This window comes from Synechococcus sp. Tobar12-5m-g (genome assembly GCF_024345415.1).
GTDB lineage: Bacteria > Cyanobacteriota > Cyanobacteriia > PCC-6307 > Cyanobiaceae > Regnicoccus.
On the sequence record NZ_JAGQBB010000005.1, the window covers coordinates 53,677 to 72,154 of the forward strand.

At 68.9% G+C, this 18,478-nt stretch carries 16 protein-coding genes and 1 tRNA gene; 8 read left to right on the forward strand and 9 right to left on the reverse strand.

Features of this window, described 5'->3' with window-relative positions:
* Positions 1–138 precede the first annotated feature (138 nt).
* A complete protein-coding gene (gene psbN, locus KBY66_RS04785; protein WP_255088074.1) occupies positions 139–279 on the forward strand; it encodes a photosystem II reaction center protein PsbN in 141 nt (46 codons plus the stop codon).
* Here psbN and KBY66_RS04790 read toward each other — a convergent pair.
* Complete coding sequence (locus KBY66_RS04790; RefSeq protein WP_255088075.1) at positions 216–3,338, reverse strand: alpha-mannosidase; 3,123 nt, start codon at positions 3,336–3,338, stop codon at positions 216–218. The genes psbN and KBY66_RS04790 overlap by 64 nt on opposite strands.
* A gap of 100 nt (positions 3,339–3,438) precedes the next feature.
* Between KBY66_RS04790 and KBY66_RS04795 the strand changes: the two genes are divergently transcribed.
* Positions 3,439–3,558: a photosystem II reaction center protein I gene (locus KBY66_RS04795; RefSeq protein WP_006172424.1), complete on the forward strand. Its 120-nt coding sequence runs from the start codon at positions 3,439–3,441 to the stop codon at positions 3,556–3,558.
* A gap of 83 nt (positions 3,559–3,641) precedes the next feature.
* Positions 3,642–6,794 (forward strand): DUF3769 domain-containing protein, encoded by a 3,153-nt coding sequence (locus tag KBY66_RS04800; RefSeq protein WP_255088079.1) that lies wholly within the window; start codon positions 3,642–3,644, stop codon positions 6,792–6,794.
* A 25-nt stretch (positions 6,795–6,819) separates the two neighbouring features.
* Here KBY66_RS04800 and leuD read toward each other — a convergent pair whose 3' ends face one another.
* From leuD to KBY66_RS04835, 7 genes are all read right to left on the reverse strand, one after another.
* A complete protein-coding gene (gene leuD, locus KBY66_RS04805) occupies positions 6,820–7,443 on the reverse strand; it encodes a 3-isopropylmalate dehydratase small subunit (protein WP_255088080.1) in 624 nt (207 codons plus the stop codon).
* A complete protein-coding gene (leuC, locus tag KBY66_RS04810; protein ID WP_255088081.1) occupies positions 7,440–8,918 on the reverse strand; it encodes a 3-isopropylmalate dehydratase large subunit in 1,479 nt (492 codons plus the stop codon). Before leuC ends, leuD begins: the two co-directional genes overlap by 4 nt.
* Positions 8,919–8,943: 25 nt before the next feature.
* Positions 8,944–9,345, reverse strand: a complete 402-nt coding sequence (locus KBY66_RS04815; RefSeq protein WP_255088083.1) for a VOC family protein — start codon at positions 9,343–9,345, stop codon at positions 8,944–8,946.
* Positions 9,342–10,601 (reverse strand): competence/damage-inducible protein A, encoded by a 1,260-nt coding sequence (locus tag KBY66_RS04820; protein WP_255088084.1) that lies wholly within the window; start codon positions 10,599–10,601, stop codon positions 9,342–9,344. Before KBY66_RS04820 ends, KBY66_RS04815 begins: the two co-directional genes overlap by 4 nt.
* Positions 10,598–11,758: an MraY family glycosyltransferase gene (locus KBY66_RS04825; protein WP_255088085.1), complete on the reverse strand. Its 1,161-nt coding sequence runs from the start codon at positions 11,756–11,758 to the stop codon at positions 10,598–10,600. The genes KBY66_RS04820 and KBY66_RS04825 overlap by 4 nt, the downstream gene beginning before the upstream one ends.
* Before the next feature lie 38 nt (positions 11,759–11,796).
* Complete coding sequence (gene glyA / locus KBY66_RS04830) at positions 11,797–13,086, reverse strand: serine hydroxymethyltransferase (protein ID WP_255088086.1); 1,290 nt, start codon at positions 13,084–13,086, stop codon at positions 11,797–11,799.
* A 139-nt stretch (positions 13,087–13,225) separates the two neighbouring features.
* Positions 13,226–13,299, reverse strand: a tRNA-Arg gene (locus KBY66_RS04835).
* Positions 13,300–13,419: 120 nt separating this feature from the next.
* On the opposite strand from KBY66_RS04835, the gene KBY66_RS04840 reads away from it, so the two are divergent.
* The 3 genes from KBY66_RS04840 to KBY66_RS04850 all read left to right on the forward strand — a co-directional run bounded on the left by KBY66_RS04840 (position 13,420) and on the right by KBY66_RS04850 (position 14,351).
* The gene (locus tag KBY66_RS04840) at positions 13,420–13,671 is read left to right on the forward strand and encodes a 2TM domain-containing protein (protein ID WP_255088087.1); all 252 of its coding nucleotides are present in this window, start codon (positions 13,420–13,422) and stop codon (positions 13,669–13,671) included.
* A 22-nt stretch (positions 13,672–13,693) separates the two neighbouring features.
* Complete coding sequence (locus KBY66_RS04845) at positions 13,694–13,984, forward strand: DUF3181 family protein (protein ID WP_255088088.1); 291 nt, start codon at positions 13,694–13,696, stop codon at positions 13,982–13,984.
* 100 nt (positions 13,985–14,084) lie between these two features.
* The gene (locus tag KBY66_RS04850; RefSeq protein WP_255088089.1) at positions 14,085–14,351 is read left to right on the forward strand and encodes a cytochrome-c oxidase; all 267 of its coding nucleotides are present in this window, start codon (positions 14,085–14,087) and stop codon (positions 14,349–14,351) included.
* On the opposite strand, the gene murJ is transcribed toward KBY66_RS04850, so the two are convergent.
* Positions 14,335–15,948 (reverse strand): murein biosynthesis integral membrane protein MurJ, encoded by a 1,614-nt coding sequence (gene murJ / locus KBY66_RS04855; RefSeq protein WP_255088090.1) that lies wholly within the window; start codon positions 15,946–15,948, stop codon positions 14,335–14,337. The two genes, KBY66_RS04850 and murJ, sit on opposite strands and share 17 nt — an antisense overlap.
* Before the next feature lie 76 nt (positions 15,949–16,024).
* Here murJ and sfsA point away from each other — a divergent pair, with 76 nt between their 5' ends.
* Both sfsA and KBY66_RS04865 read left to right on the forward strand, forming a co-directional pair.
* A complete protein-coding gene (sfsA, locus tag KBY66_RS04860) occupies positions 16,025–16,789 on the forward strand; it encodes a DNA/RNA nuclease SfsA (RefSeq protein WP_255088091.1) in 765 nt (254 codons plus the stop codon).
* 130 nt (positions 16,790–16,919) lie between these two features.
* Positions 16,920–18,380, forward strand: a complete 1,461-nt coding sequence (locus tag KBY66_RS04865) for an ammonium transporter (RefSeq protein ID WP_255088092.1) — start codon at positions 16,920–16,922, stop codon at positions 18,378–18,380.
* Positions 18,381–18,478 lie beyond the last annotated feature (98 nt).

The window sequence follows — 18,478 nt, forward strand, 5'->3', positions numbered from 1 at the left end:
AAGCTCCCGTTGCACCACCGTGCTGGCCGCGCCGAGAGTTGTGACGGAACGGGTCGCGACCCCAATCAGCTCATCCATCCAGGTTGATTCCACCTACGACCCGCCCCACCACGCCTTCCTCCCCAGACGCCATCGACCGTGACTGAAACCTCCCCCGCCCTGTCGATCGCGATCACCGTTCTGCTCGTGCTGCTGGCCCTGACCGGTTTCGGTGTCTACCTCGCCTTCGGGCCACCGTCGAAGGGGCTCACCGATCCGTTCGACGACCACGACGACTGAAGCCTGATCCGCCAGGCCGCCAGCTGCCAGGGAGCCAGACGGGTGAGTTCGACGCCTGTCCTGGCAACTGCGCCCTCCTCGAGGCGTTCGATCACCTGCCAGGGCGGGCTGAGCGCCAGCTGGCGGCGGCAAGGCGTGAGGTTCTGCACGGTGAGCTGGAGCACCGCCGCCTCCGGATCAGGACGCAGGCCGACCAGCTGGAGATCGGTGTCGCCAAGATCGAGAATCTCCAGCCATTGGATGGGCCCGGTGGCCGTCTCCTGCGGGATCGGCCCTGCCGCGGGCCGCAGCCAGTGGCGCTCCCGGAACCGCACCGCCCCGGCGGGCACTGCCGCCTGCCGCCAGCCCCCCACGCAGGGGCAGAGGGCAAGACGCAGGCGCTGAAAGCCGTTGTCAGCGCCGGGATCGGGCCAGGTGGGCCCCCGCAGCAGGGACACCCCCAGCCGCTCGGGGCTGGCCGAGACGCCCTGGGGCCCATCAAGGAGCACTGCCAACCCCCCGGTGGCGGCCTGGCTGGCCACCCAGCTGATCGCCGGCACCTCCCACCGGCTCGCCTCCCGCGCGGTGTGGGTCCGGGCCGGCCGCTCCAGCACGCCTCCGGCGGTGTCGGCGGCCCAGCGCTGGGCCGGCTGGGCCAGGGGCAGCTCCAGCCGCAGCAGTTCGTGGCGTTGGCGCCAGTCGACGCCCAGGGTCAGCTCCAGCCAGGGGCTGCCGGCCAAGAGCTGCAGGTCGAGCCGCAGCCCGCTGGCCCCGCAGTGGCCGCGCCAGACCAGTCGGCAGCAGAGCGGACCCTGCTCGGCCACCAGGGGCCCCGGCTCCCAGGCCAGGGGCAGCGGATGATCGCGGTGGTCGCCGGCCAGGTCCCAGGCATCCCAGAATGCGCCGCGATCGGCCCAGCGGCGCCATTCCAGGGGCGCTGAGAGTTGGGGCAGGCCATCGGCGCCCCAGAGCTGCTCGAGGCCGGCCGGCCCCAGCTGGGCCCGGATGCGGCCATTGCCGAGCTGCCAGCCGTCGCAGTCGCTCGCTGCGAGCCGCTCCAGCCGCACCGGCCCGTCAATGGCGGCAGCATGGGTCGGGGTCGGGGTCGGGGTCGGGGTCGGGGTCGGGGTCGGGGTCGGGGTCGGGGTCGGGGCCGAGTCTGAGGCCTGGGCCGGTGCCGGGGCCCGGGCAGCTGGCCCGCTTTGGCGAAGGAGCGGAAGGGCTCCAAGGCCGCCCGTTCCGGCCAGTTGCACCCAGTTCCCGCCGCCTGGCGCCGCCTGCAGGGGCAAGGGTTGGTCGCCTCGCCACCATTGGCCTACCGGCAGACGGATGGTGAGGGTCGTCGCGGCCATGGGCTGCAGGCAAGCCAGCCACCAGGCCTGGCCGCCCCCCCCTTGCGGCAGCGTCCCGTCGCCAGGCAACCAGGCCTGGAGCGCCTGATCGCGCTGGCGCTTTGCCCGCCGCCGGGCGCGACGCCACTGGGGTTCGGCCTGCTCGAACACCTCGGGGATCGAGGTGCCCGGCAGGATGTCATGGAACTGCTGAAACAAGAGCGGCCGCCAGTCGATGCTGCCCCTGGAGCGGCCGGCGGCGGGGTGGGTTGCGGGATCGGCCCAGAGCAGCGCTGCCGCCAGATCCGCTTCCCGCAGCAGACGCTCCAGGCTGCGGTTGTGGCGTTTCTGATCCGGCCGGCTGGTGGCGCAGCCCCGGTGCAGCTCCAGATAGAGCTCGTCGCGCCAGACCGGCAGCTGGGCACGATGCTCCTCCAGCCTGGCCAGGTAGGCCCGCAGGGTGCCGTGCCGCTGGGGGGCAGCCACCGGCTGCTCCTGCCAGAGCGCCAGCTGCTCCAGCATCTCGGCAGTCGGTCCGCCGCCGTGGTCCCCCACCCCCGGCAGCCAGAGGGCCTGGGCGAGTCCGGTGGCCCGCTGCCATTCCAGCCGATAGCGCTCCATCGTCACCGGGTCGCCATCGCTGCCGATCGGGGCCGTCATCAGGGCCAGCACCTCGGCGCCGCAACGGCTGCGCCAGCGGAACAGGCGGTGCGGGAAGGGGTTGGTGGCATTCCAGGCCAGCTTGTGGGTGCAGAACCAGCGCACGCCGCTGGCGGCGGCCACCGCCGGCAGCCCGGCCGCAAACCCGAAACTGTCGGGGAGCCAGGCCAGCGCGTGGCTCCACTCAGGAAAGGTGCGGCGGCTGTAGGCCTGGCCCTCCTGGAACTGGCGCAGCAGGGAAGCCGTGCTGATCAGCACGCAGTCGGTTTCGACCCAGGGACCATTGAGCGGCTCCCAGCGGCCGGCCCGCATCGCCGCGCGGATCTGGGCGAACAGGGCCGGGCGATGCTGGTCCAGCCAGGCGTAGAGCGCCGGGGTGGAATGGCCGAAGTGGAGCTGGGGGTGCCGCTCCATCAGCGCCAGGGCGGAGCGGAAGGTGCGCTCCGCCGCTTGCCAGGTGTCCGCCACCGGCCAGAGCCAGGCCAGATCGAGGTGGGCATGGCCGAGCACATGGAAGCCTGCGTCGGGCGAGGCCGAACCCGGGCCTTCGGGCTCGAAGCCCAGCCGCAACGCCTCCAGCTCCAGGGCCGGGGCCGCCAGCAGCCCATCCTTGTCGGAGGCCTCCAGCGGCTCCAGCTCGATGCGGCTCTGGATCAGGGCGCCGTCGTCATGCAGGGGGCTGCGCAGCCGCAGTTCAAGCCGCAGCGGCTCGCCGTGCCACCAGCTGCGGGGCAGCAACCAGCGGCAAGCCGCGTCATAGAGATCCCCCCGATGCACCGACTCCCCGTCGAGCCGCAGCTCCGCCCGGATGGCCCACCAGCGCAGCGCCAGGCGGGCCTGGCAGGGGCGGCGTTCACGCCAGGCCGGCGGGCAGGGCAGCTCCAGGGTCAGGGTCAGGTCGCGGCCACCCCGGGGCCAGATCAGCAGACCGCGGCGGTGCCAGTCGGGCCGATGCAGACGGCCCCAGGCTTCGGCGCTGGTGAGCTCCTCGGCACCATGGCGTTGCCACAGGGGCAGCAGATCCAGCCTCGAACGTGACTGAATCGTTTCAATCGAGGGGGGAAGCACGCTCTGGTGGCCTTGCGGCATCGGTTCGGGCCACGGGTGACCCATAGGATGATGCCGCTGCCGAAGGGTCGTTCAGGGCCCACCTGGCGCCTGTCACTCCCTGTCACCCGCCGGACGGACCATGCTCGCTCTCAAGATCTCGGTTTACTCGGTCGTTTTCTTCTTCATCGGCATCTTCGTGTTCGGCTTTCTGGCCAGCGACCCCAGCCGCACCCCGAGCCGCAAGGATCTCGAGGACTGAGCCTCACCACCGCCAATCCTGGCCGCTGCAAGGGGGGCCGGCTGCCGTGACGTGGCAGGATCAGCCGCTGCTCAGGACCTGCGGTGCCCCCGGCGAAGCCCATCCCCTGGACGATCGGGTTGATCAGCGCCGCTGGCCTGCTTGGAGCCAGTGGCGCGGCCCAGGCGGCCCCTCTCCCCCTGAGTCCTGAAGCCATCGAGGTGGTGGCCCCGCCAGCCCAGGAGGCTGCGCCCAATCGGCCGGAGAGCGACCCCGCTGTCGCCATCCCTTCGGATCAACCCGGTCCATCCCCCCCATCGGCTCCAACAAAACAGGAGGCATCACAACCGGCTGCAGCAATACCAGCCGTCCCCGCAACAGGCTCTCCAGCGGCGTCCGCTTCCGACCCGCAGCAGGCGCCTCCAAGAACCCTGGAGATCACCGCCGACCGGCAGGGATTCGACCAACTGATCCAGCGCTATGTCGCCACCGGCAACGTCAAGGCCCTGGTGGCGGGCGGCCGGGTGATGTCCGAGCGGATCGAGTACGACACCACGAACCGCACCGTCTATGCCAGCGGCAGTGTGCGCTTTCAGCGCGGCAGCCAGTTTTTTCAGGCCAGTCGCCTGCGGTTCAGCCTGATCGAGGGCACCGGCGAGATGGAGGACGTCTATGGCGTCCTGGACCTCTCCACCAGCGAGGTGGACCTCAATCCCGAGCAGCAGGCTTCGGTGCCCCTGCCACCCGCCGAGCCGATCGCCTGTCCAGCAACGCTGCCGCCGATCCCCGACTGGCACCCCCATCCCTGGGCCACCACCCTCTGGGGCGGGCGGCTCTTCGATGCCAACTTCGGCGACACCTTCCTGTTCAACGGCCAGTTCCGCCAGGAGACTCTGCTGGGCGCGGGCCTGCAGCGACGCGTCTGGCGATCGGGGCCCTTTGCCCTTGAGCTGGATTTCAATGCCCTGGGGCACTGGGCCGCCGCCCAGAGGGGGAGCGGCTTCAGCGGCCGTTTCACCACCGACAACAGCTCGAACCTGAACACGGCTGCCCAGAGCTTCGGCGAGCTCACCGCCGGCATCGGCCTGCGGGCCTGGCTCCTGCCCAGGCTGAGCCTGGGGGTGGTGCAGGGCGTCAGCCTCAACACCAGCCTCAGCAACTTCGAGAGCACCTACCGCGACAAGGCGTCCCAGCTGCTCAACTACCTGGCCTTCGAAGTGGAAGGCTCCCTGTCGCCCCAATGGTCGCTGGTGGGCAGGATCCACCACCGCTCCGGCGCCTTCGGCATCTACAACGGCGTCAAGGAAGGCAGCAACGCCTATCTGCTGGGACTGCGCTACCGCTTCGGCGAGTCGTTGGCCGTGAAGCCCTATCCCCAGGCCGCCATGCTGCCCGCCAAGGGCTGCGCCAACCGCGGCCCCGAGCCTCCCGACCGGCCGCGCTCGCTGCCCGAGGCCCTTGAGCAGACGGCGATGGGCGGGGCGCCGCCGGATCAGGCCCTGCCACTCGCCCCCGGACCCGCCCCATTGGCGCCGGCAGCGGAACTGCCCGGGGCGTCAGCCACCCGCTCCTTCGGCGCCCTGCGCCAACAGGATCGGTTGCGGGAGGAGGCGATCGCCAAGGTCAAGCAGCGGGTCACCGACGTGGAGGCGCGGGTTGGTCTGCAATCGGAACGCCGCTTTGGCCTGCCCGGCGGCACAGACCTGACCGACACCCAGCAGAACAACGATTTCGGCCCGGCCACCCCCCCCCAGGTGCGCCGTCTGCGGGGCCAGCAGAATCAGGGCCTTGTGCAGGGAACCCTGACGCGCCTGCGCTTCCAGGCTCCCCGCATCACGGTGACCAGCACCGGCTGGCGGGCCACCCGGGCCAGCTTCAGCAACGACCCCTTCACCCCCGCCCAGGTGTGGATGGATGCCGACAACGTGGTGGCCGTCCAGGACAAGAACGGTGACATCCGGATCCGCTCGAATCGCAACCGCCTCAAGTTTGAGGATCGGCTCTCGATCCCGGTGACCACCAGCACCCGCATCCGCAAGGAGCAGCAGGTGGAGAACCGCTGGGTGCTGGGCTCCGACCAGAAGGATCGCGACGGCTTCTACATCGGCCGCCGGCTCAAGCCGATCGGCATCGGCGCCACAGGCACGCTGCAACTGGAGCCCCAGTTCCTGCTGCAGCGGGCTTACCAGGGCACCACCGACAGCTATCCCCTGCCGGGAGCCCCGGCTGGCTCCTCCACCGTGGAGCAGAACACCACACTCGCGGATCTGTTCGGCCTCGAGGCTCGCCTCAGCACGCCGCTCCTCGGCTTCCAGAGCGAATTCAACCTCGATGTTTCCACCTTCAATCCCGACAACATCGCCAACGGCACCCGCAGCTGGGGAGAGCTGCGGCGAAGCGTGCGCCTGCCGGTGGTGGGCGACACGGTGGCGCGGCTGTTCGCCGCCTATCGCTTCCGGATCTGGAATGGCTCGCTCGGTGAACAGGACGTGTATTCCGCCTATGGGACCTCCCTGGAGAAAACGGGGGTGCTGCCGGCCTGGGGTCGGCTCTCCAACAGCTATTTCTGGCGGGTCGGAGCGGGTAACTACCAGAGCAATGCGTTCGTCAACGGCAGCGAGTCGAACAATTTCGCCCAGCTCTGGCGCGCCAACGCCTACGGCGCGATCAACAGCTCCCTCTCGCTCTGGACTGGCACGGCCTTGCCCTCGACCCGCGATGGAGCCCTGCGCTATTCGCCGGTGCCGATCGTGCCGGGACTCACGATCAACACCAACCTCTCGGCCAACCTGGCCTACTTCGGCGATGGCACGAACCAGAACGTGCTCTCCTTTTCCGGTGGCCCCACCCTCACCCTGGGTCACTTCAGCAAACCCTTCCTCGATTTCACCCAGCTCACCATCACGGGGGGCATCGGTGTGCGCCAGGGCCAGAGTCCGTTCGGCTTCGACCAGGCCATCGACCTGGGCACGGTGGGGATCGGCCTCACCCAGCAGCTCGCCGGTCCCCTGCTCTTCAATGGTGGCATCGGCCTCAATGTGGATGGGGGATCCGAGAATTACGGCGATGTGACGGGATCGTTCGTGGAGTTGCGCTGGCAGCGGCGGGCCTATGCCTTCAGCGTCTATTACAGCCCCTATGAGGGGTTGGGCGGGATCCGGGTGACCCTGGGCGATTTCGGCTTCAAGGGCACCGGAGTGCCCTTCGTTCCGTACCAGCCGCTCGTCCCGGGCCAGCCCCGCGGCGGCCTGTTCTGAGCGGCGGCCTCACCAGGGGTCGGCCTCAGTCGGTCGAGAAAGCATTCAGATAGGGCAACCGGGCCGCCGTGTCCAGCAGCTCCCGGTCATGGGACACCAGTTGGCCTGTGGCATCCCACTGGCCGCTGAGCAGCATCTGGCGTGGCCCTGGCGCCAGGTCAAGGGGCCAGGCCTGCCCGTCGCCGCTGTGGAGCCTCGCGGCGTCCACCTCCAGGCGGAACGCCGTGGAGGGATTGGCCTCAACAAAGGACTGCAGGGCCTTGATCCGGCCATGGGGTGCCTGCAGGCAGGGGATTCCCAGGGCCAGGCAGTTACCGAAGAAGATCTCGGCGAAGCTCTCGCCCAGCAGGGCCCGGATGCCCCAGCGCATCAGGGCCTGGGGGGCGTGCTCCCGGCTGGAGCCACAGCCGAAGTTGCGGTTCACCAGCAGGATCCTGGCCCCCTGGTGCTCGGGGAGATCGAAGGGGTGGGCCCCGCCGCGTTCCAGCCGGTCATCGGCGAACACCTGTTCACCGAGGCCCCCGAAGGTGACGCACTTGAGGAAGCGGGCAGGAATGATCCGGTCGGTGTCGATGTCGTCGCCGCTGAGCACCACGGCGGTGCCTTCCACGGACCTCACCGGACCGATCGGGAAGCTGGGGACGTTCAAGGCTGGCAGGCGGCGGAGAGCACGGGTTCGGAAAGCACTTCGGGGGCTGTGCCGACGGGGCTGGTCGGAGCCGCCAGAAGCCTGCGCACGTCGGCCACATGGCCGCTGACGGCGGCGGCGGCCACCATGGCCGGGCTCATCAGCAAGGTGCGACCGCTGGCCGATCCCTGGCGGCCCTTGAAGTTGCGGTTGCTGGAGCTGGCGCTGATCTGGCGACCTTCCAGGCGGTCGGGGTTCATCGCCAGGCACATCGAGCAGCCCGGCTCGCGCCACTCGAAGCCGGCGGCGCGAAACAGTTGATCGAGCCCCTCCGCCTCGGCGGCGCGGGCCACCTGCTCGGAGCCCGGCACCACGAAGGCGCGGATTCCCTCGGCCACATGGCGGCCCCGCGCCACGGCCGCCGCAGCGCGCAGATCGCTGAGGCGCCCGTTGGTGCAGCTGCCGATGAAGCACACATCGATCGGCACCCCGGCGATCGGGATGCCCGGCTGCAGGTCCATGTAGCGGTAAGCCTCCGCGGCGATCGGCCGCTCATCGGCATCGAGCTGCTCGGGGGTGGGCACCGCCTCATCGACGCCAATGCCCTGGCCGGGGGTGATGCCCCAGGTGACCGTGGGTGCGATCGCGGTGGCATCAAAGCGGACCTCGTCGTCGAAGCTCGCCTCGGGACCGCTGGCCAGGCCGCTCCACCAGGCCACGGCCCGCTGCCAGGCCTCGCCGGCCGGGGCGCAGGGGCGGCCCTGGAGATAGGCGAAGGTGGTGGCATCGGGGTTGACGTAGCCGCAGCGGGCGCCCCCCTCGATCGCCATGTTGCAGAGGGTCATGCGCTCCTCCATCGAGAGCGCCTCGATCGCCGGGCCGGCGAATTCGTAGGCGAAGCCCACGCCCCCCTTCACCCCGAGGGTGCGGATGATGTGCAGGATCAGGTCCTTGGCGTAGACACCGCCCTGGAGCTGTCCGTCCACCCAGATCCGCCGCACCTTGAGCTTGTTCATCGAGAGGCTCTGGGAGGCGAGCACGTCGCGCACCTGGCTGGTGCCGATGCCGAAGGCGATCGCGCCGAAGGCCCCATGGGTGGAGGTGTGGGAGTCACCGCAGGCCACGGTCATGCCGGGCTGGGTGAGGCCGAGTTCGGGAGCGATCACATGCACGATGCCCTGGCGGCCGCTGCCGAGGCCGTGCAGGGTGATGCCGTGCTCGGCGCAGTTGCGCTCCAGGCTCTGCAGCATGGCCTCGGCCAGCGAATCGGCGAAGGGCCGGGCCTGGGATGTGGTGGGCACGATGTGATCCACCGTGGCCACGCTGCGCTCCGGGTGCCGCACGCCGAGGCCCAGGTCGCGCAGGGCAGCGAAGGCCTGGGGGCTGGTCACCTCATGGATCAGATGGAGGCCGATGAACAGCTGGGTGGAGCCGCCGGGCAGATCCGCCACCCGGTGCAGTTCCCACACCTTGTCGTACAGCGTGCCGGCGCTCACCGTGACCCCCCTTGATGCAAGCACCCTAAAACCGAGGGGTCACGGGCGTGCACAGCTCAACGAGGACTCCTTCCGGTGTCCGCAGGTAGGAGAGGGACTGCCCCCAGGGCTTGGCCGCAGGAGCGGACAGTTCCGTTGCGCCGTTGCGCAGGGCCCGCCCATGGGCCGCCTCCAGATCGGCGGTGACAAGGGCGATTTCCATGCCGAGCGGCCGCTCCGACTCGTTCGCTCGCACGAATCCGGCAGCACCGAGGTTTGCCTCACCCAGCTGATGGGAAGCGAAGGCCAGGGTTGTTGCCCCGGTCTCGAGTTCGCCGTAGTCGCCGGAGTCATCCAGAAACCGACGCTGGAGGCCAAAGGCCGTTTCGAAGAACGTCACTGCGGCATGGACGGACGGTACGTAGACGATGACGTAGCCAAGCTTCATGGGTTCGCCTGCAGTCTGAGTCGCAGCCTATTCAGGGCTTCTCCCACCGTCAGGGTCTGAATCCAGGTGCGCCCCCGCTGGGCTCCGAAGCGCGCCGCCTCACTGCGGCAGCCGTCGGGTCCTGCCACGGCGATGTGCACCAGCCCCACCGGCTTCTCGGCGCTGCCACCGCCCGGGCCGGCGATGCCGGTCACGGCGATGGTCCAGGTGCTGCCGGTGGCGGCGCGGGCCCCTTCGGCCATGGCGATCGCCACCGGGTCGCTGACGGCGCCATGGGTCGCCAGCAGCTCGGCCGGAACACCAAGCAAGCTCTGTTTCATGGCATTGGCATAGGAGATCACGCCGCCGAGGAAGCCATCGGAAGCGCCGGGTACCGCCGCCAGGGCCCCGCCGAGACCACCGCCCGTGCAGGATTCCGCCACCGCCAGGGTTTCTCCCCGCTGGCGCAGCCGCTCCAGCACCACCGAAGCCAGGCTGTCGGAATCGGTGCCGAAGCAGAGCGAGCCGGTGCGGGCCCGCAGGTCCGCTTCCACCGGCGCCAGCAGTTGCCGTGCCGCTTCCGACGTGGCAGCGCGGGCGGTGAGCCGCAGCTTCACTTCTCCGGCACCGGCGTAGGGGGCCACGGTGGGGTTGGCCAGCTCCAGCAGGTCGGCCACCTGCTCGGCCAGGCTCGATTCGCCGATTCCCCAGAAGCGCAGCAACCGGCTCTCGAACACCGACCCCGCCACACCCTGGTCCCGCAGCCAGGGCACCGCTGTGCCGATCCACATCGCCCGCAGCTCCGCTGGCACACCAGGGAAGGTGAGCACCGTGAAGCCCGGCCGTGGGCTCCAGATCAGCCCTGGCGCTGTGCCGGTGGGGTTGGGCAGCAGGGCAGCCCCTTCCGGCAGCAGGGCCTGCTTGCGGTTGCTGGCCGCGATCGGCCGGCCGCGGCCCGCCAGCTTGGCCTGGATGTCGACCCAGACCTCCGGCCGCTCCTGCAGCGGCGCGCCGAAGGCGGCGGCGAGGGCCTCGGTGGTGAGGTCGTCGGGGGTGGGGCCGAGGCCACCGGTGCAGATCAGCAGGCTGCAGCGCCCGGCCGCCTCCCGCACCACCTCGATCAGGCGCTCGCGGTTGTCGCCCACCACGGTCTGGCGGTAGTGGGGGATGCCGAGTGCCGCCAGCTCCTCGGCCAGCCAGCGGGCGTTGCCATTGAGGATGGTGCCGAGCAGCAGCTCGGTGCCGATGCAGAGGATCTCGGCGCTGGCAGCTATCACGGCCTGGGCTGATCGATTGGCGTCGGGCGGCCGGCTTCCCGGGCCACCCGACACCCTTGCGCTTCCTGGGCCCGCCAGTGGCGGCGCGAACCAGTCAAGGCTCCGATCAGCACCGCCGTGGCCAGGGCCAACCAGAGAAAGCGCATCTCCACGTTGGCCGCCACCAGGGCCAGGGCCGCCAGCCACTGGGTGAAGGCGTAGATCAGCAGCACGGTGCGGCGATGGCTGAAGCCGGCCCGCAGCAACCGGTGGTGCAGGTGACGGCGGTCGGGATAGAAGGGTGAATGGCCCTCGCTCAGCCGGCCCATGATCACCGCCGACATGTCGGCCAGGGGCAGCGAGAGGATCAGCACCGGAAACAGCAGGCTCACGGTGGTGAGGCCCTTGGCGGGCCCCACGATGCTGATCGCCGCCAAAGCGAAGCCGAGGAAGTAGGAGCCGCCATCCCCCATGAAGATGCGGGCGGGGTTGAAGTTGTGGCGCAGAAACCCGAAGCAGGCCCCGGCCAAGGCGGCAGCCAGCAGCCCCGCTGCGCTCTGCTGCAGGCTGAAGCTCACCGACAGCAGGCCGATCGCGGCGATGCCGCCCACCCCGGCCGCCAGGCCATCGAGGCCGTCGATCCAGTTGATCGCGTTGGTGATCCCCACCAGCCAAAGCACGGTGGCAACCAGGCTCAGCCCATCGGGCAGGCTGAGAGCGGATACCCCCCCGACAACACCCAGGCCGAGCGGCAGATCGATCGCTCCGATCCGCACCCCCTGGCTCCACACCGCCATCGCCACGGCCACCTGGCCAGCCAGGCGAGGCAAGGGAGGCAGGGCGAAGAGGTCGTCGGCCAGACCGATCACGAAGAAGCAGAGCGCGCCGGCCAGGGTGGTCCAGATCAGCTGATCCTTGGCGGGCTCGAGACTGCCGAACCCACCCAGGGCCCAGGTGATCGCCAGGGCGAGCGAAAATCCCGCCACCATGCCGACACCGCCGAGGCGCACCATCGGCACGGCGTGCTGCTTGCGCGGATCGGGGCGGTCGATCAGGCCGAAACGCAAACCAAGTCGCCGCACCAGCGGCACGATCAAGGCCGTGAGCAGGGCGGCGATGCCGAACGTGACCACAGCCACCTGGAGCGGACTGCTGAAAAGGGCGGCCAGGCTGGCCATGAACGGTCCTGTGGTGGAAGGGAGCCTAGGGACCGAGGTCAGGCTGGCTGGGGGACCCGGGACGCTCCGTACAGCGGAAAGCGGGCGCAGAGCGCCTTGACCCGCTCGCGGCAGCGCAGCTCCACCACCGCATTCTCCGGATCCAGCAGCCGATCGGCGATCACATCGGCCACCTCGATGAACGCCTCCCCGTCGAAGCCACGGGTGGTGAGGGCGGCGCTGCCGATGCGCAGTCCGCTGGTCACGAAGGGGGATTCCGGATCGAAGGGCACCGTGTTCTTGTTGGCGGTGATGTTCACCTCACTCACCAGCAAATCGGCCACTTTGCCGGTCAGGCCCACGGAGCGCAGATCCAGCAGCACGATGTGGTTGTCGGTGCCGCCGGACACCACCCGGACGCCCCGCTCGATCAGCCGGGCCGCCAGGGCCTGGGCATTCACCACCACCTGGCGGCTGTAGGTGCGGAAGCCGGGCTGCAGGGCTTCGCCAAAGGCCACCGCCTTGGCCGCCACCACATGCTCCAGGGGCCCACCCTGGCTGCCGGGGAAGACGGCCTTGTCGAACTGACGGCCGAAGTCCGCGTTGCCGGTGAGGATCAGGCCGCCGCGGGGCCCCCGCAGGGTTTTGTGGGTGGTGGTGGTGACAACATGGCAGTGGGGGACAGGACTGGGATGGACCCCGGCGGCCACCAGGCCGGCGATGTGGGCCATGTCGGCCAGCAGGAAGGCGCCGACCTCATCGGCAATCGCCCGGAAGGCGGCGAAGTCGATGGTGCGGGGATACGCCGAATAGCCGCAGATGATCAGCTTGGGGCGGTGCTCCAGGGCCAGCTGGCGGATCGCGGCGAAGTCGAGCTGCTCCGTATCGGGTGATACGCCGTAGTGCACCGCCTTGAACCACTTGCCCGACACATTCACCGGTGAACCGTGGGTGAGGTGACCGCCGTGGGACAGGTCCATGCCCAGGATCGTGTCGCCGGGCTCCAGCAGGGCCAGGAACACGGCGAAATTGGCCTGGGCGCCGCTGTGGGGCTGCACGTTGACCCAGGCGGCACCGAACAGCTGGCGGGCCCGGGCAATGGCCAGCTCCTCGATCGCGTCGACGTGCTCGCAGCCCCCGTAGTAGCGCTTGTGGGGCAGGCCCTCGGCGTACTTGTTGGTGAGCACCGAACCCTGGGCCTCCATCACGGCCCGGGAGGTGAAGTTCTCGCTGGCGATCAGCTCAAGGTGGGCCCGTTGGCGGTCGAGCTCCTTGCCGATCAGGGCGGCAATGGCGGGGTCACCGGCCGCCAGGGTCTGGTTCAGTGCCGCAGCGGGGGAATCCGTCATCGTTTCGCACTGGGCCAGGTGTTGAGCAATCGTAAGAAACAACTGGCAGGTTCAGACCGCCCCAGCCCCACCAATCCAGCAGCCAGCACCTGATCTTCAGTCCAAGCCAAAAAAAACCGCCCCGAAGGACGGTGAACGACGCGCCTGGAGAGATTCGAACTCCCGACCCTCTGATCCGTAGTCAGATGCTCTAATCCGCTGAGCTACAAGCGCCTCAACCAACATTCTCACCGCATGGGGGGCCCATCCGTCAACTCTCGCCGGCGGATGAGAGCAGCCACAGACCAGGCCGGCGAGAATGGGTGACACCCTCGGGGCCCCACGCTTTTCCCCATGCCCATCCGCTGGTACGGACCCGCCGACCCCGCCGACCCCACCTACCGGCATTTCGAGCGCGTCGTCAATCTCTGCTTGCACGGCGGGCTGTTCGCGGCCATCAACAGCGGCCTCTGGTTCGTGCAGGGCCTGCGGCATCCCTGGCACCACCTCCCCTGGCTGACCCTGGGCTGGGGCGCGGGGCTGCTGCTTCACCTGGTCATCGTCTGGCGCCTGCGCGAACCCCTAGCCCCCGGTGCGTCATCGTGAGGATCGGATCGGACCTCGAACGTTGAGCTTGAAGGCGGAGCAACTCAAGGAACTGTCCCTGGCCCTGGCTGACCGGCTCTACATCCAGGTGGCGGGCTGGCATCTCTACCTGGGCGATGCAGGCCTGGCCGATCCCCTGGCGATCGAGTGCGCCGCTCGGCTGGATCAGGGTTCGGGCGTCTGCGCCCGCCAGGCCCTCGAAGCCGTCCAGGTGCCGATCGGCGGGGGAGCCGGCCGACTGCCCCTGGCACGGCTGATTCCGCCCGGCCAGCTGCGGGATCTCGAAGATGTGCTGGAGCCCTTCTGCGGCTGAGTGCCCCCCGGAGCGGCGATCGATCCGCCCCACGCGATCGGCAACAAGCCTGGCGGGAACGCCCATTCCCCCATAGTGTTGCCGCTGCCGCAGGCGCTGGATGCTGGTCATCGAGGTCACCAACGCCCGTGAGGTGGTTCGCCAGCGCATGGGCCGGCTCGGTGGCCGCCTGATCGGCAAGGTGGTGGACGCCGAAGCCCAGGTGGAGAAGGCCCTGATCCAGGAACTCGAAACCGCCTTCCGCGAGTTCGGCATCGAGGCCAGGATCTTCTCGGTGGACGGTCCCCAGATGGTTGGCCGCAGCCACCTGGAGATTCCCGTCCAGGTGCGGGAGGAGCGGCAGGTGCGGCTCAAGACCGACGGCTGAGGCGCTGAAGCATCTGCTGGCCGATTTCGAGCGCCTCAGGCACCCGGGCCGCTGCGGCCATCAGTCCGTAGATCCCAAAGGCCAAGGCAGCACTGAGCACGCACTGCAGAAGCTGGCCGATCAGGCCGGCCGGCCAGCGCACACCATTGGAGAGCAGCCAGGCGGCCACCCCGGCCCCCGCCGCGGCCAGCAGGAGCATCAGGCTGTCGCGGCCCCATTGGCGCAAGGGCAGCTTGCCGAGGCGGTGCTGGAGGGCCAGCAGCAGCCCCAGGCAGGTCAGCACGTTCACGGCCACCGTGGCCATTACCAGCCCGGCGGCGCCGAAGTTGAATCCCGGCAGCTGCAGCCCCCAGGGGGTGGGCCCGCCGACGAACAACCAGCAAAAGATCACGTTGAAGCCGATCCCGGCCAGTGAGAAACGGAACGGCGTGGTGCCATCGCCAAGGGCATAGAATACGCGCACGATCACGTCGCGGCCGAGGTAGGCGGGCATGCCCACCCCATAGGCGATCAGCAGGCTTGTCACCAACTGGGCCGCATCCCCGTCGAAGGCCCCCCGCTTGTAGATCAGGGCCACGATCGGGCCGGCCAACCCCACCATCAGGGCCCCGAGCGGCAACATGCTGGCGTTGGAGAGCATCAACCCCTGGCGGATGCGCCCCACCAGGGCCGGGCGATCGGCAGGGGCCGTCAGCCGGGCGAACACCGGCAGCATCGGCACCAGCAGCGCGTTCGAGATCAAGCCCAGCGGTGTCTGCACCAGCAGGTTTGCGTAGCCCAGACCGGCCGCCGCCCCCACCATCCCCGAAGCGAAGAACAGGCTGGTGAACACATTGATCTGCAGCATCCCCGAGGAAAGGGTGGCCGGCCCCATCACCTGCAGCACCTCGCGCACGCCAGGGTGCTGCCAGTCCCAGACGAGCTGAAAACGGTGCAGCCCCTCCTTGGCCAGGGCCGGCAACTGGATCAGCCACTGCAGCACCGCCCCGAGCGTGGTGGTGCCCGCCAGCACCACGCCGCCGAGCACGGCCGTGGCCGGCAGACTGATCTCCGGGCCCAGCAGCCACCAGAGGAGGCCGATGCCACCGATCATCGCCACGCTTGAGACGAGCGGGCTCACCGAGGGCAGCCAGAACACGTCAGCGGCGTTGAGGGCTCCGAAGCCCAGACCGATCAACCCGGCGAACAGGGCCATCGGCGCCATCCAGCGCAGCTGCAGCACGGCGATCGCATGCCGCTCCCCCTCCAGGCCCGGGCCCACCAGGGTGATCAGCGGATCGGCGGCCAGCACCAGAAGCACGGTCACGGCGAGCAGGCCCACCCCCACCAGGGTGTTGATCGCCGCCAGCACATGGGCCCCCTCCTGGCGGGGCCGACGGGCCAGAACGCTCACCATGGCGCTGTGAAACGGACCGTTGATCCCCCCCAGCAGGATCAGCAGGAAGCCGGGCAGCACGTAGGCGTAGTTGTAGGCGTCGTAGGCGGCCCCCACGCCGAAGGCGGCAGCGATCACAAGCTGGCGCAGCAGGCCGGCCACCTTGCTCAAGGCGGTGGCGAGGGCCACGATCAAGGCGATGCGCCGCAGGGATTTCGCCATCCAGTCCGTTCCGAAGCCGGGTCAACGGGGTGATTCTCCCCTTCGGTCCGGCAGGATGGCCGGCCGGCCGAGCTCCATGCCAACCCAGATCCTGACCCTGGAGAACCTGGTCGAGGGGGTGCTGCTCAAGCGCTACAAGCGCTTCCTGGCCGATGTGCAACTCACCGACGGCAGAGTGGTGACGACCCACTGCCCCAACACCGGCCCGATGACAGGCGTGCTCAGGCCGGGGGGGCTGGTGCGCCTCAGACACGACCCCAGGCCCGAGCGCAAGCTGGACTGGACCTGGGAGCAGGCGCAGGTGATCGGTGCCGGCGGCCAGCTTGGCTGGGTGGGGGTGAACACGGCATTGCCGAACCGCCTGGTAAGAGCCACGATCGAGGCCGGCTGCCTGGAGCCCTGGCTGGGCCCGATCGCCTCGATCCGGGCGGAGGTTCCCTACGGCGCCGGCCGACGCAGCCGCATCGATCTGCTGCTCACCCCGTCGGCGCACGCCGCCGATCCCCGGCCGATCTACGTGGAGGTGAAGAACACCACCTGGAGCAACGGCGACCTTGCTCTCTTCCCCGACACCGTCACCGAGCGGGGGCAGAAGCATCTGATCGAACTCGCCGCCCTGCTGCCCGGCAGCCGCGCCGTGCTGTTGCCCTGCCTGAGCCGCTGGGATGTGCGGCGCTTTGCGCCCGGTGATTCCGCCGATCCCTGCTACGGGCAGCTGTTCCGTGCTGCGGTGGCCCAGGGGGTGGAGGTGCTGCCCTGCCGGTATCGCTTCGAGGCCACCGCCGTCACCTGGCTGGGGGTGGCTTCCGTGGAGGAGCGGGGCCCCGAGGTCAGGGGATGAGCAAGGAATTCAGTGTTTTTGTAGCGGTGATTACTTGGTAAATGCCCGACAACCTTCACTTTGGGCGGCGATGGAACGCTGTCATGCGTCACCAAATGCATGTGTACCGTCCTTTGCCAGTGAAAACCCCATGACCATTGCCATTCCAGATACCCTTCGCCGAATTCCAAGGCGACTCTCCGAGGCCAGCCTGCTGGAGGCCCCCGCCCTGCTGGCGAGCCGCATCAGGGGCCTGAAGAGCGAGCGCACCCTGACCTGGTTGGCCTGTGTTCCCCTGGCCCTGTTCGGCCTCGGGATCTTCAACCTTTCCGCCCATGCGGCCGAACTGCCCGAGCTCACCCCAGCCTTCCTGATCAACAACCTCTGGCTGACGATCGCCGCCATCCTGGTGATCTTCATGAACGCCGGCTTCGCGATGGTGGAAGCCGGCATGTGCCGGCAGAAAAATGCCGTCAACATCCTCGCCAAGAACCTGATCGTCTTCGCCCTGGCCGTCACGGCCTACTGGGTGATCGGTTTTTCGCTGATGTACGGCGAAGCCGTTGTTCCTGGCTGGCTGTTCTACGGAAAGGGTGGTCCACTCGGACTGTTCTTCGATCCGGCCGTCACCCCGGAGATGGTCAAAGACGGCTTGCTGGTTCCCAGCGTTGACTTCCTCTTCCAGGTGGCCTTCGCAGGCACATCGGCCACGATCGTTTCGGGCCTGGTGGCCGAGCGCATCAAGTTCGGTGAGTTCGTGGTGTTCTCCCTGGTTCTGGTGGGCTTCATCTACCCGATCGCCGGCAGCTGGAAATGGAACGCCGCCGGCTGGCTCAACCAGCTTGGCTTCATCGATTTCGCCGGCTCCACCCTGGTGCACTTTGTGGGTGCTTCGGCCGGGCTCGTAGGCGCGATCATTCTTGGTCCCCGGGTCGGCAAGTTCGTTGGCGGCAAACCCCAGGCCATCCCGGGCCACAATCTCTCGATCGCCACCCTCGGTTGCTTGATCCTCTGGATCGGCTGGTACGGCTTCAACCCCGGTTCGGTGCTGTCGATGAACGAATTGGTTCCCTACATCGCCGTGACCACCTCCCTGGGGGCCGCCGGCGGCGGCATCGCTGGCACCCTGGTGTCCCAGCTGAAATCGGGCAAGCCTGATCTCACCATGACAATCAACGGCATCCTGGCCGGCCTGGTCGGCATTACAGCCGGCTGTGACGCCTACTCGATGCCCGCTGCCTGGGTAATCGGTTTCATCGCCGGCACCATCGTGGTGTTCTCCGTGAGCATCGTCGATAACCTCGGCATCGATGATCCAGTCGGCGCTTGGTCGGTGCACGGCACCTGTGGCCTTTGGGGCACCCTGGCGGTGGGCCTGTTCAACAACGACAAGGGGCTTTTCCTGGGTCATGGATTTGTCCAGTTCGGCCTTCAGATCCTCGGCCTGATCGCCTACGGCATCTTCGCCCTAGGAGCTTCCTGGATCGTCTGGTCGGTGCTCGGAGCTCTCTCCGGAGGCATCCGGGTCACGGAGCCCGAGGAGATCGAAGGACTCGACATCGGCGAGCACGGCATGGAGGCCTACCCCGACTTCGCCTCCGCCTCCAGCTGATCCAACAGGTTCAATGGTTCACCCCCAACCCACGGCCTCAGCCGTGGGTTTTTTTCGCCAATGGCCCAGCCCCGCCCATAGAGTCGGCGGACCTTGCC